Origin of the sequence: Proteus sp. fly-1008, assembly GCF_040140305.1 — a bacterium.
Lineage (GTDB): Bacteria > Pseudomonadota > Gammaproteobacteria > Enterobacterales > Enterobacteriaceae > Proteus > Proteus vulgaris_B.
The window spans coordinates 19,579-32,642 of the sequence record NZ_JBEEWH010000005.1; the positions used below are offsets into that span (position 1 = coordinate 19,579).

Sequence of the window (13,064 nt, forward strand, 5' to 3'; positions counted from 1 at the left end):
ACACAATTAGGAATATCGGTTATTAAGTAGAGAGTCAATGCAGAGTGAAGAATAATCAATTTAATTAATAATCAGCTCCACATTATCGGTTTTACCTATGTAAGTAATTAGTACTAGATTTGTTGATTGGTTTTGACCAATATCATCAAATGAGAAAGAATTGACTGTAACTATTAAATGTCAGGCTACAATCTGAGGATATTGGATTGTAATCTTAAGAGAGTATTGTGAATGAAAAATGTAAACCCAACTCAAACCCTAGCTTGGAAGGCATTAGAAAACCATTTTTCGGTTATCAAAGATACCGATATGAAAATGCTTTTTGCTCAGGAACCATCACGCTTTGAGCAATTTTCAAAAATATTTTCAGACCAAATTCTAGTGGATTTTTCAAAGAACCGTATTACGAAAGAAACATTAGATAAATTGCAGGCTTTAGCTAAGGAATGTGACGTAGAAGGTGCGATAAATAGCATGTTTACGGGTGAAAAAATCAACCGTACTGAAGATCGTGCTGTATTGCATACTGCATTACGTAATCGTAGCAATACTCCAGTTATCGTTGATGGCAAAGATGTTATGCCAGAAGTTAACGCAGTACTGAATAAAATGAAAAAATTCAGTGAGCGTATTATTAGTGGTGAATGGAAAGGTTATACAGGCAAAGCAATTACTGATGTTGTAAATATTGGTATTGGTGGATCTGATCTTGGTCCTTATATGGTAACAGAAGCATTACGCCCGTATAAAAATCACCTTACTATGCATTTCGTTTCGAATGTTGATGGTACTCATATTGCTGAAACACTGAAAAAATGTGATCCCGAAACGACATTATTCTTAATTGCGTCAAAAACATTCACAACACAAGAGACCATGACAAATGCGCATTCAGCAAGAGATTGGTTCTTAGCGTCAGCGAAAGAGAGTGCTTTTGTCGCTAAACATTTCGTTGCGTTATCTACGAATAGCACTGAAGTTGAAAAATTTGGTATTGATACTGCCAATATGTTTGAGTTCTGGGATTGGGTTGGTGGTCGCTATTCATTATGGTCAGCAATTGGTTTATCTATCGCGTTATCTGTTGGTTATGACAACTTTGAGCAATTACTGGAAGGTGCTCATGCTATGGATAACCACTTTAGAACCGCTGATGCTGAAAATAACATCCCAACAATCCTTGCACTGATTGGCATTTGGTATAACAATTTTTTTGGCACAGAAACTGAAGCGATTCTGCCATACGATCAGTACATGCATCGTTTTGCTGCTTACTTCCAACAAGGCAATATGGAATCAAATGGTAAGTATATTGATCGTGATGGAAATAAAGTCAGTTACCAAACAGGGCCTATTATTTGGGGCGAACCGGGTACAAATGGTCAACATGCGTTTTATCAACTGATCCATCAAGGTACAAAAATTATTCCTTGTGATTTTATTGCACCTGCAATTAGTCATAATCCATTATCTGATCACCATGCAAAATTGATGTCTAACTTCTTTGCTCAAACAGAAGCGCTCGCTTTTGGTAAAACTCGTGAGCAAGTTGATGCTGAATTTGCCACAGCAGGAAAAGATCCTAAAGTCATGGGATATGTTGCACCTTTCAAAGTGTTCGAAGGTAATCGCCCAACTAACTCTATTTTGTTAAAAGAAATTACGCCTTATTCATTAGGTGCATTGATTGCAATGTATGAACATAAGATCTTTGTACAAGGTGTTATTTTCAATATCTTCACGTTTGACCAATGGGGTGTTGAATTAGGTAAGCAGCTTGCTAATCGTATCCTTCCTGAATTAAAAGGTAAGGAAAGTGTTAACAGCCACGATAGCTCAACAAATAACCTGATTAATCGTTACAAAGCATGGCGTTAATCCGAATAAATTGAATATAAGTAGTCGGTTAGATACAAAGGAGGTTTTTATGGCCTCCTTTATTTTTTGGATGTTTCGTGCTTAATCTGATTTTCTTTTAACGCTTTTTTAGATTATTTATGCGAAATGTTATCAGCTTTTAACTTCCTTTAGTCACATCATGATATCCTTATGCATCATGACTCACACAAGCTAGGATCATCAACGCGTGATGATGAAATAATGTTCAAAAAATCAATAATTACCCCTGCTCCTATCCATTGGTTGCCCAGTGAGGAACATGAAAATCTTCAAGAAAGTACATTAAGTTGGTTAATGGAATTAGGTTCAATGACGCGACGGTTTGAACAGCATTGTCAAAAAGTGACAGTGATGCCTTATCAAGAAGGATTTGTTGATGTTATTGAGCCTGCTGACGAAAAAGCATGTTTACCTGAAAGTCAGCGTTATTGGTTAAGAGAAGTGGTATTGTGTGGTGATAATGTTCCTTGGTTATTAGGGCGAACATTAGTACCAGAAGAGACACTGACAGGTGAAGATAGAAAACTGGTCAATTTAAGAACCGTCCCTCTTGGACGTTATTTGTTTCAGGAAACAACCTTAAGCCGTGATTTTATTCATATCGGGCAACAAAATGGGTATTGGCTACGCCGTTCTCGTTTCCAGCTTTCAGATAAACCTTTATTATTAACCGAGGTGTTTCTACCTGCATCACCAATGTATGAGAAGTAATTAGGGGGAGCTAAAATTGGAGGGAAGTATGACGCACAATAAATGGCAGGCATATAGCCGTTTAATGCGTATAGATAAACCTATCGGAGCGCTATTATTACTTTGGCCAACTTATTGGGCTTTATGGATTGCTGCTAAAGGTTTTCCTGATTGGCATATTCTGATTGTCTTTACTATTGGCGTGTTCTCTATGCGTGCCGCTGGGTGTGTAATAAACGACTTTGCTGACAGAAAAATTGACGGCAGCGTTGAACGAACTAAAAATAGACCATTACCTAGTGGGGCTGTGACAGAAAAAGAGAGTAAAATTTTATTTATTGTATTGGTTATATTGTCATTTGGCTTGGTACTCACGCTCAATACGATGACAATTTGGCTCTCTGTAGCAGGACTTGCACTAGCATGGTTTTACCCCTTTGTTAAACGCTTCAGTAATCTACCTCAGCTTATTTTAGGTATGGCCTTTGGGTGGTCAATTCCAATGGGTTTTGCTGCTGTTTCTGAAAGCTTACCATTAGTATGTTGGCTATTATTTCTTGTCAATATTATCTGGTCGGTGATTTACGATACCCAATATGCGATGGTTGACCGCAATGATGATATAAAGATTGGCGTAAAATCTACCGCTATTTTATTTGGTCGTTATGACAAAATTATTATCGGTATTTTACAACTGGTGATGTTGGCGCTACTCGTGAGCATTGGTGTTCTGCTGAACATGAGAGGCATCTATTATTGGTCGATATTACTGATTACCGCACTCTTTATCTATCAACAAAAACTGATTGCAGAGCGTGAAAGAGCACCTTGTTTTCAAGCGTTTATGAATAATAATTATGTTGGTTTTGTTTTATTTGCGGGTATTTTATTTAGTTATTTCTAAGATATCGTAAGCGCTAAGCTATCATCGACAATAGAGTAGAAACAAAAAGGGATAAGCGTAATGCTTATCCCTTTTCTATTAATAATGGCGTTATGACTGATTATTTATCAGCTTTAGGCTCACTTTTTTCATTAATTATCTGTGCTGAATTGTTATCTTCAGTGACACCGACACTCTCAATGGTTAAGCGAATTTCTGGTGACATTAATTTTGCAATCACTTGGTAAAGAGCAGATGCATCTGCTTTTAGGATATCTTCGTTATCGTTGAGATAGCCTTCTTCACGCAGTGTTGAAACTAAGGTAGAGAATACGGCTTTATCAAAGAATTCAGGTGCGTTGATGCCATGTAATACAGAAAGACGTTGTGCCAAAATACGGCTCTCTTTTTCCAATAATGCACGACTAATTTCAGGGGCAAAATTGAGTAAAGATAGCGTAATACCATAACGTTGCAATGTTTCTCTAACACTAGCTGCTAAGAGCTGCAATGGACGAATACGAGCAGGGTTAATGCGTAGTAAGCCATCACTATCACAACAAATTAGACGCTGACGACAAAGTTCTGCTATCAAGGTATTAATGACTTCAGGTAGCTCTTCTTTCTCATAGCGAATAAATAACTCTGCTTTAATTAGAGGGAAGATTAATTCAACCTGTTTCATTAAATCATCACGATGGATTTTTTCATGATGCAAGATGATGCTAGCAATTAACGATGGAGTAACCATTAGATGGATCGTGTTATTACGGTAATAAGTCATTAATACCGCACTTTCACGAGGAAGCACCACAATATCACCCAAACTATCTTTTTCGACTAAGAATTTATCTGATTGCAGAGCATGTTCTAATAACGCCTCAGCATTTTTATCAGACACAATCATGTCAGCCGAATAAGGCACATTACGTAATAATTGCAGATAACAATCGACTTGTTCTAACAGCTGTTCTCTAGTGAGTGCTCGCTGACGTGATGCCAACAATGCCGTTGATACTAAGTTAATTGCATTAATTGAGGCCGCATTATTGATATGAACCATAATATTGTCAGCCAGTGCGCTTACAGCTGGATTTAACCAACTTGGACGTTGTGGCTCAATGGGATCGATATCATCACGCCATTGTGGAACTGCTTGATTTAAGTACTGCGCAACAGAGATAGGTTCACCAAAGTTAACATAACCTTGACCAAGATTACGTAATTTACGTAAACCCCTCACCATCTGCATAAAGCCTTCTTTCTCTTTTGTTGCGCCACGTAATTCTTTGGCATAGGTTGCCACTTCCATAACGTGTTCATACCCAATATAAATAGGAACAACAGAGATAGGGCGTGTTTCACCGCGTAACATTGCTTGTACTGTCATTGAAAGTGTTCCTGTTTTAGGATCTAACAATCGACCTGTACGTGAGCGTCCACCTTCAACGAAATATTCAATAGAGTAGCCACGTGTAAATAGCTCACCTAAATATTCACGGAAAATAGTGGAGTATAGCTTGTTACCTTTAAAGGTTCTTCGGATAAAGAAAGCCCCTAAACGGCGGAAAATCGGGCCTGCTGGCCAGAAATTAAGGTTAATACCCGCAGCTATATGTGGAGGAACTAAGCCTTGATGATAAAGCACATAAGAAAGCAGTAGGTAGTCCATGTGGCTACGGTGACAAGGTACATAAACAATCTCATGCCCATCTTGCGCGAGTTTACGTACACGTTCGGCATTATAGACGTTGATACCTTGATAGAGCTTATTCCATGTCCAACTTAATACGCGATCACTAATACGAACTGCTTCATATGAGAAATTAGCTGCAATTTCTTCCATGATATCAGTGGCATTTTTGCGTGCTTTATCCAGTGAGATTTTTTTTGCTTTTGATTCATCTTCAATTGCTTTTTCAATGGCTTTCGATGAAAGCAATTTATTGAAGAGATCTTGACGTGCTGGTAATTTCGGACCAACAGCAGCTAAACGCTGGCGAGAAAAGTGGATACGCGCAACACGTGCGAGCTTTCGGGCTATACTGGTGTCAGTACCGTGTTCGTTTGCCATTTCACGCATTGATACAGTAGGTGAAAAACGAACAAAGCTATCACGACCTAACCAGAGGATAGCGATAAATTTTTGGATCCCATTAAGTACGCGCAGATGTGGAACGCCATTATGACCTTCACGGCCAGGAGAGCGACCAAACATCACGGAAACCGGCAACATCTCGATATCAAGGTGTGGATTATTACGATGAGCATCAAGATAAGCGTGGAATGTTTTCACGGAATCTTTACGAGGATCAGGTGAGTAGTAACGGAATACTCTTGGACCGTCATCAATAAAGACATACGCAGGGAGCTTAGTACCACCTATCTCAATAGGTTGCAGTGGATCAGGTAATCCTAAAGATAAACATTGCTGTCTTAATGTCAGTAAGTCTGCCTTTGAATGATAAGGTAGCACATAAAGGAAAGATCGCGACGTATCCAACCCTAACTCAGTGATAGGATCAGTCGGAACTCGTTTACTTTTTACCAGTAATTTTAGTGGTAAATTCAATGTGTTATAATATAGTTTACGCCAAGCTGACATAAATAGTTGTAGCCTCTTATTAGCAATACTTCGAAAGCATAACAGAAAGTCTTTCGTAGATCTGTGGTGCTGTGACAATATTAATAGAGAAAAGTGGCAAAATAATCGTTTGTTTTCGATAGAGTTTATTATGGCTAATCAAAATAAAGGTCTTACCCGAATCATTAAAGCTGGTGGCTATTCATACAAGGGCATTCGTGCCGCTTGGATTAATGAAGCCGCTTTTAGACAAGAAGCAATTGTGACCTTGGTTGCAATTATCCTTTCATTTTTTATAGATGTCAGTGGTCTAGAGCGCATTTTACTCATTGGTTCCGTTGTATTAGTTGTGATCTTGGAACTGGTAAATAGTGCAATAGAAGCGGTTGTCGATCGAATTGGATCTGAATACCACGAATTATCAGGGCGTGCAAAAGATATGGGTTCTGCCGCCGTTCTCATTGCTATTATATTGGGATTATTTACTTGGGTAACCATTCTTTGGGGGCATTTCTTCGCATAAAGTTAAAAAATTCGATTTTTGTCGAAAAATAATCCAAAGATGCGTGTTTTATATTCATTTAAGGTTTCAAATCGTCATATACCTGTATATACTCACAGTCTGACTGTATAAACAAACAGGGGGCGGAATGAAAGCATTAACTGCAAGGCAGCAGCAGGTTTACGATTTGGTTCGTGATCACATTTCGCAAACGGGTATGCCACCAACACGGGCTGAAATAGCTTCCCAACTTGGGTTTCGCTCACCAAATGCGGCAGAAGAGCACTTAAAAGCTCTTGCTCGTAAAGGTGTGATAGAAATTATCTCTGGTGCATCTAGAGGTATCCGTTTGCTAATGGAAGAAGAGCCAGAAGGACTGCCATTAATTGGGCGAGTTGCTGCGGGTGAACCACTTTTAGCGCAAGAGCATATTGAAAGCCATTATCAAGTTGACCCAATGCTATTTAAGCCAAGTGCAGATTTTTTATTGCGTGTTAATGGTATGTCGATGAAAGATATCGGTATTATGGATGGCGACTTACTTGCTGTGCATAAAACACAAGATGTTCATAACGGGCAAGTGATTGTGGCACGTATTGAAGATGAAGTGACAGTAAAGCGCTTTAAGAAAAGCGGTAATAAAATTGAACTTCATGCAGAAAACCCAGAATTTTCACCTATTATTGTCGATTTACGCGAACAAAGCTTTACTGTGGAAGGTTTAGCAGTAGGGGTTATTCGTAACGGCGAATGGCTGTAATTTGTACCAAAGTAAGTCAATACAACTTATTTTAAAAAAATGCAGATGATGTGTAAAACCACAAAATCATCTGCATTTTTTATTTCTGATTTGTATAAAAAAACACCATTGCACTACAAATGTAATTACAATATGATGTGTTTTAATTACGGAGGTGCTTATGGCAACGATACAAGTTAGAGTAGACGATGAGCTCAAAAAAGAAGCTTATCAAGTATTTGAAAAAATGAACCTGTCTCCTTCAGATGCCATAAGATTATTTCTACGTTATGTTTCTGAAAATGAAAAATTACCTTTCTCAGAAGTTTCTGTCGTTGTTGGGGAGCTGGATGAAGATGAGGATATTTTAGCTGTTGTACGTGAACGCTTGAAAAAACCAAGTAAACGTATAAGAGTAAATATTGATGATCTTTAATCTTGAGTTTGATAAGCGTGCCTTGAAAGAATGGCGGAAACTCGATCAAAGCATTAAAGAACAATTTAAAAAGAAATTAAAAAAATTACAGGAAAACCCTTATATAGAGTCAGCTCGCTTAAAAGATGATCTCGCGGGTTGCTATAAGATTAAATTACGAGCATCTGGTTTTCGATTGGTTTACCAAGTTATTGATTCTGAAGTTGTGATTTTAGTTATTGCTGTTGGTAAGCGTGAAGAGAGTAAAGCTTATTCATTAGCTGAAGTGAGAATTCAAAAGAACAACATGTATTAGCCAGCATTTAGCTGGCTTTTTGTTTTTATAAGCTCAACGAGGCTTATAGTCGCCGGTTTTTCTCTGCTTAAGATTATCATCCATACTGTGATCATGGTGACAACCTTCAGGATGTGTACACTCTTGTGCTTCGTGGCACTGTGAACACAATCCATGAATTTCGATAACGCTATGTCGTAAATAAAACCCACTCTCTTTTGCCAGTAATGAAATCGCATCTTCGATTTTATGGCTATTCTTTTCAGTGACAGATAAACAACGGTCACAAATTAGCATTACTGACGTATGTTCAACATCATCAAAATGATGGCAAAGCACATAGCTGTTGGTGGATTCTATTTTATGGATAAATCCTTGCTCAAGTAAAAACTCTAACCCGCGATAGACAGTAGGTGGTTTTGCTTGTGGCTCAACTTGGCGTAATAAATCCAATAAATCGTATGCGCTAATAGCAGAAGGTTGCTGCATTATCAGACGCAATACTGCCAGACGTTGTGAAGTCAGGCGGACACCTCGTTTCTGGCAGATCTTTTCTGCCTGAGCGAGCAATTTCTCTTCATTCATGGGGATAAGATGCTCTCAGACGTTGTTAATAACACAGATCCTATCATATTTTTCAAGAGCAAACCTTTGTGTAAAGTGGGGTTTATGAAAATAACTTTTCATGGTGATCTGTAATAATTATCAACAAAAAACCCAGCCTAAGCTGGGTTAATTTTTCAGATGGTTTTAGATGATTTTTTCTAAAACTTAACAAAACTAGGTCTCAAGTAACCGTCAGAACGGAATATCGTCATCGAAATCCATTGGAGGTTCATTGTTCGGCGCTGGAGCTACTGCGGGTTGTTGTGCTGGGCGAGATTGCGCACCACCGCTAAATTGTTGTGATGCTTGTGGCTGTTGTGGTTGCCCCCAACCGCCTTGACCACCTTGTGAAGGCGCACCATCTTGACCACCACGACCACCTAACATCTGCATTGAGCCACCGATGTTAACGACAACTTCAGTGCTATATCTGTCTTGACCACTTTGGTCTTGCCATTTACGTGTTTGTAATTGACCTTCGATATACACTTGTGAACCTTTACGCAGATATTCGCCTGCAATTTCAGCTAATTTGCCGAAAATTACCACACGGTGCCACTCGGTTTTTTCTTTCATTTCACCGGTTTGTTTGTCGCGCCAGCTTTCTGATGTTGCCAGTGTTAGGTTGGCAACTGCACCGCCACTTGGCATATAACGGATTTCTGGATCCTGCCCTAAATTACCGATAAGAATAACTTTGTTTACGCCTCTGCTCGCCATGTGAGGTACTCCTGCGAAAGTAAAATTTTTGAAATCATAAGCGAATAAGTTTATCACGTACGCTAAAATTTGAATATGACGTGTGATGAATTTCTCAATTGTGAACATTGTCGATATTTTTTTGTCTCAAAATGACAGGTTTACATCATCATTCAATTTCACTATATATACTGTATATCCATTCAGTTAACTTTGTGTCATAATTATCCGATTATTTCTTTTTCGGCGACTCTCTCAATCCGGGATATATTCATGGATAAAATCGAAGTACGGGGCGCTCGCACCCATAATCTAAAAAATATCAATTTGGTCATTCCTCGCGATAAACTTATTGTTATTACGGGACTTTCAGGCTCAGGTAAATCCTCTTTGGCCTTTGATACGCTTTATGCAGAAGGGCAACGACGTTATGTTGAATCACTTTCTGCTTATGCTCGTCAGTTTCTTTCGTTAATGGAAAAACCTGATGTTGATCACATTGAAGGTTTATCTCCCGCTATTTCGATTGAACAAAAATCTACATCACATAACCCACGTTCAACGGTGGGAACAATTACCGAAATACACGATTACCTACGTCTCTTATTTGCGCGTGTTGGTGAGCCTCGTTGCCCTGATCATGATATTCCATTAGCAGCACAAACAGTCAGTCAAATGGTTGATAATGTGCTTGAACAGCCTGAAGGCAAGCGTTTAATGCTGTTAGCACCCGTAGTAAAAGAGCGTAAAGGTGAGCATATTAAGCTACTGAATAACCTTTCCGCTCAAGGCTATATTCGTGCACGTATTGACGGTGAGGTGTGCGATCTTTCTGATCCGCCGACATTAGAATTACAGAAAAAACATACTATTGAAGTGGTGATTGACCGTTTTAAAGTTCGTGACGATCTCGCTCAACGTTTAGCAGAATCTTTTGAAACCGCATTAGAACTTTCAGGTGGCACTGCCGTTATCTCTGATATGGATGATAACAATGCAGAAGACATTATTTTTTCTGCGAATTTCGCGTGTCCTGTTTGTGGTTATAGCATGAGCGAGTTAGAACCTCGTTTATTCTCTTTTAACAACCCAGCAGGAGCTTGTCCAACCTGCGATGGTTTAGGTGTTCAGCAATTTTTTGATCCCGATTTAGTGATCCAAAACCGTGAGATCTCTCTTGCTGGTGGTGCGATTAAAGGATGGGATCGTCGTAATTTCTACTATTTCCAGATGCTACGCTCACTGAGTGAACATTATCATTTTGATGTTGAAGCTCCGTTTGATTCTTTGCCAGATAATATCCAAAAAATAGTTTTAACTGGCTCAGGTAAAGAGAATATCGAATTTAAATACACTAACGACCGAGGTGATGTCGTTGTTCGTCATCATCCTTTTGAAGGTGTACTAAATAATATGGAACGCCGTTACCGTGAGACAGAATCAAGCGCGGTGCGTGAAGAACTTTCTAAGTATATTAGTAACCGTCCTTGTGCATCATGTGGTGGTACGCGTTTACGCCGAGAAGCGCGCCATGTGTATGTTGAAAATACGACGTTGCCTGAAATTGCAGATTACAGTATTGGTCATGCCATGACCTTTTTCCAAAACTTAAAACTCAGTGGACAGCGAGCGAAAATTGCAGAAAAAGTGTTAAAAGAAATTGGCGATCGACTGAAGTTTTTAGTCAATGTTGGCTTAAATTACCTCACACTTTCTCGTTCAGCTGAAACATTATCTGGTGGTGAAGCGCAACGTATTCGCTTGGCGAGCCAAATTGGTGCTGGATTAGTGGGTGTTATGTATGTATTAGATGAGCCTTCTATTGGATTACATCAACGAGATAACGATCGCCTACTTGAAACATTGATCCACCTGCGTAATTTGGGTAATACCGTGATCGTTGTTGAGCATGATGAAGATGCTATCCGTGCAGCAGATCATGTTATCGATATTGGCCCAGGCGCGGGCGTTCATGGTGGTGAGATTGTTGCTCAGGGGACACTTGAAGATATTATTAATAATCCGAATTCATTAACGGGTAAGTTCTTAAGTGGTGAGCGTCGTATCGCTATTCCAGAGCAACGTGTTCCGGTTGATCGAGAAAAAATGCTGACCATTCTTGGTGCAAAAGGCAATAACTTAAAAAATGTAAATCTGAAATTACCAGTAGGTTTATTTACCTGTATTACAGGGGTATCAGGTTCAGGAAAATCAACACTTATCAATGATACGTTATTCCCTATTGCGCAACGTCAATTAAATGGTGCTACAACTATTGTTCCTGCGCCTTATTTAGATGTTGAAGGTCTCGAGTATTTCGATAAAGTTATCGATATTAACCAAAGCCCAATTGGCCGAACTCCTCGTTCAAATCCAGCAACCTATACTGGCGTTTTTACACCTATTCGTGAGTTATTTGCGGGTGTTCCAGAATCTCGTACTCGTGGTTATACGCCGGGTCGTTTCAGTTTCAACGTAAAAGGTGGCCGCTGTGAAGCTTGCCAAGGTGATGGTGTATTAAAAGTTGAAATGCACTTTTTACCGGATGTTTATGTTCCTTGCGATCAATGTAAAGGTCAGCGCTATAACCGTGAGACCCTTGAAATTAAATACAAAGGGAAAAATATTCACGAAGCCTTGGATATGACTATCGAAGAGGCAAGAGAGTTTTTTGATGCTGTTCCTGCGCTGGCTCGTAAGTTACAAACATTGATTGATGTTGGGCTGTCTTATATTCGTTTGGGACAATCTGCGACAACATTATCAGGTGGTGAGGCACAACGGGTTAAGTTGGCGAAAGAGCTATCAAAACGTGGTACTGGGCAGACATTATATATTTTAGATGAACCCACAACAGGACTTCATTTCGCTGATATTGAACTGTTACTTGACGTTTTACACCAGTTACGTGATCAAGGTAATACGATTGTGGTGATTGAGCATAATCTTGACGTCATTAAAACTGCAGACTGGATTGTCGATCTCGGCCCAGAAGGCGGAAGTGGTGGCGGACAAATTTTGGTATCGGGCACACCTGAGCAAGTTGCCGAATTTGAAGGTTCACATACCGCAAGATTCTTAAAGCCAATCCTAGAGCGTGGTTATTAGTACCAGGCTATTTATTACCTTATAATCTAAGCGCTACAGATAATAAACCCTTTATTGTTTGTAGCGCTTTTCTTCAAGAAAAGTAAATCTATCATAAATGATAGAATTTAATTCTATTGAAAAAAGTATTCTCTTTTCACTATTCACTTCCTTATATATTTTTATCTTATTAATTCTCATTTTTATAAAAAAATAGATTAAATAGTTATTCATGCTGTTTTGTAACGTAATTTTAACCAAATACGATACAACAAAGCTAAATAGAAAAGATTATCACAGTATATCGTGATAGACAGCACAGTTTGTTTGGTGATTTGTTTCAATTGTTATACTTGATTATTATTGTATGACAATAAATATTTTCATTTATTAATCAATTAGTTGTGTGTTTTCGGGGGTTACAATAGAGGGAAGGTTATTATTTACTATGCTCTTTGAACAGATAATCCTACTTTTCTCCTTAAGGGAGAATTATTTTCCAAATCATTTCAGGCTATCACGATTTATAACAACTTTTTTCTCCGTAATATTCCCTATCATTTACCCATAATAAATAACGCCTGCAAATAATAAGGTTATTTTGATATCGCAACGTTAGATAGAGCTTTTTTACCCCCAAAATTCGTTTTGCTATTAACAATTAC

The 13,064-nt window shown here is 38.7% G+C and carries 11 protein-coding genes; 8 read left to right on the forward strand and 3 right to left on the reverse strand.

Going from position 1 to position 13,064, the window contains the following annotated elements:
• The first annotated feature begins 231 nt into the window (after positions 1 to 231).
• The 3 genes from pgi to ubiA all read left to right on the forward strand — a co-directional run bounded on the left by pgi (position 232) and on the right by ubiA (position 3,493).
• Complete coding sequence (gene pgi, locus ABN256_RS10125; protein ID WP_349439448.1) at positions 232 to 1,878, forward strand: glucose-6-phosphate isomerase; 1,647 nt, start codon at positions 232 to 234, stop codon at positions 1,876 to 1,878.
• A 222-nt stretch (positions 1,879 to 2,100) separates the two neighbouring features.
• Positions 2,101 to 2,610, forward strand: coding sequence for a chorismate lyase (ubiC, locus tag ABN256_RS10130; protein ID WP_349439477.1), 510 nt, complete (start codon positions 2,101 to 2,103; stop codon positions 2,608 to 2,610).
• A gap of 28 nt (positions 2,611 to 2,638) precedes the next feature.
• The gene (gene ubiA, locus ABN256_RS10135; protein ID WP_197269816.1) at positions 2,639 to 3,493 is read left to right on the forward strand and encodes a 4-hydroxybenzoate octaprenyltransferase; all 855 of its coding nucleotides are present in this window, start codon (positions 2,639 to 2,641) and stop codon (positions 3,491 to 3,493) included.
• A 100-nt stretch (positions 3,494 to 3,593) separates the two neighbouring features.
• Here the strand turns inward: ubiA and plsB are convergent, their stop codons facing one another.
• The gene (gene plsB, locus ABN256_RS10140) at positions 3,594 to 6,077 is read right to left on the reverse strand and encodes a glycerol-3-phosphate 1-O-acyltransferase PlsB (protein WP_197269817.1); all 2,484 of its coding nucleotides are present in this window, start codon (positions 6,075 to 6,077) and stop codon (positions 3,594 to 3,596) included.
• A gap of 130 nt (positions 6,078 to 6,207) precedes the next feature.
• Between plsB and ABN256_RS10145 the strand changes: the two genes are divergently transcribed.
• From ABN256_RS10145 to ABN256_RS10160, 4 genes are all read left to right on the forward strand, one after another.
• Positions 6,208 to 6,579, forward strand: coding sequence for a diacylglycerol kinase (locus ABN256_RS10145; RefSeq protein ID WP_006536373.1), 372 nt, complete (start codon positions 6,208 to 6,210; stop codon positions 6,577 to 6,579).
• A gap of 127 nt (positions 6,580 to 6,706) precedes the next feature.
• Positions 6,707 to 7,318 (forward strand): transcriptional repressor LexA, encoded by a 612-nt coding sequence (gene lexA, locus ABN256_RS10150; protein WP_072070935.1) that lies wholly within the window; start codon positions 6,707 to 6,709, stop codon positions 7,316 to 7,318.
• A gap of 160 nt (positions 7,319 to 7,478) precedes the next feature.
• The gene (locus ABN256_RS10155) at positions 7,479 to 7,733 is read left to right on the forward strand and encodes a type II toxin-antitoxin system RelB/DinJ family antitoxin (RefSeq protein ID WP_196554568.1); all 255 of its coding nucleotides are present in this window, start codon (positions 7,479 to 7,481) and stop codon (positions 7,731 to 7,733) included.
• The gene (locus ABN256_RS10160) at positions 7,723 to 8,028 is read left to right on the forward strand and encodes a type II toxin-antitoxin system RelE family toxin (RefSeq protein WP_196554567.1); all 306 of its coding nucleotides are present in this window, start codon (positions 7,723 to 7,725) and stop codon (positions 8,026 to 8,028) included. The genes ABN256_RS10155 and ABN256_RS10160 overlap by 11 nt, the downstream gene beginning before the upstream one ends.
• Positions 8,029 to 8,061: 33 nt before the next feature.
• Here ABN256_RS10160 and zur read toward each other — a convergent pair whose 3' ends face one another.
• Positions 8,062 to 8,592, reverse strand: a complete 531-nt coding sequence (gene zur, locus ABN256_RS10165) for a zinc uptake transcriptional repressor Zur (protein WP_072070933.1) — start codon at positions 8,590 to 8,592, stop codon at positions 8,062 to 8,064.
• A gap of 213 nt (positions 8,593 to 8,805) precedes the next feature.
• The gene (gene ssb1, locus ABN256_RS10170) at positions 8,806 to 9,333 is read right to left on the reverse strand and encodes a single-stranded DNA-binding protein SSB1 (RefSeq protein WP_210813114.1); all 528 of its coding nucleotides are present in this window, start codon (positions 9,331 to 9,333) and stop codon (positions 8,806 to 8,808) included.
• Between the two features lie 252 nt (positions 9,334 to 9,585).
• Here ssb1 and uvrA point away from each other — a divergent pair, with 252 nt between their 5' ends.
• Positions 9,586 to 12,420, forward strand: coding sequence for an excinuclease ABC subunit UvrA (gene uvrA / locus ABN256_RS10175; protein WP_072070931.1), 2,835 nt, complete (start codon positions 9,586 to 9,588; stop codon positions 12,418 to 12,420).
• Positions 12,421 to 13,064 lie beyond the last annotated feature (644 nt).

What these genes read in the sequence shown, in the direction of transcription:
- pgi (WP_349439448.1), top strand. Translation starts at nt 232, where the DNA reads ATGAAAAATGTAAACCCAACTCAAACCCTAGCTTGGAAGGCATTAGAA.
- ubiC (WP_349439477.1), top strand. Translation starts at nt 2,101, where the DNA reads ATGTTCAAAAAATCAATAATTACCCCTGCTCCTATCCATTGGTTGCCC.
- ubiA (WP_197269816.1), top strand. Translation starts at nt 2,639, where the DNA reads ATGACGCACAATAAATGGCAGGCATATAGCCGTTTAATGCGTATAGAT.
- plsB (WP_197269817.1), bottom strand. Translation starts at nt 6,077, where the DNA reads ATGTCAGCTTGGCGTAAACTATATTATAACACATTGAATTTACCACTA.
- ABN256_RS10145 (WP_006536373.1), top strand. Translation starts at nt 6,208, where the DNA reads ATGGCTAATCAAAATAAAGGTCTTACCCGAATCATTAAAGCTGGTGGC.
- lexA (WP_072070935.1), top strand. Translation starts at nt 6,707, where the DNA reads ATGAAAGCATTAACTGCAAGGCAGCAGCAGGTTTACGATTTGGTTCGT.
- ABN256_RS10155 (WP_196554568.1), top strand. Translation starts at nt 7,479, where the DNA reads ATGGCAACGATACAAGTTAGAGTAGACGATGAGCTCAAAAAAGAAGCT.
- ABN256_RS10160 (WP_196554567.1), top strand. Translation starts at nt 7,723, where the DNA reads ATGATCTTTAATCTTGAGTTTGATAAGCGTGCCTTGAAAGAATGGCGG.
- zur (WP_072070933.1), bottom strand. Translation starts at nt 8,592, where the DNA reads ATGAATGAAGAGAAATTGCTCGCTCAGGCAGAAAAGATCTGCCAGAAA.
- ssb1 (WP_210813114.1), bottom strand. Translation starts at nt 9,333, where the DNA reads ATGGCGAGCAGAGGCGTAAACAAAGTTATTCTTATCGGTAATTTAGGG.
- uvrA (WP_072070931.1), top strand. Translation starts at nt 9,586, where the DNA reads ATGGATAAAATCGAAGTACGGGGCGCTCGCACCCATAATCTAAAAAAT.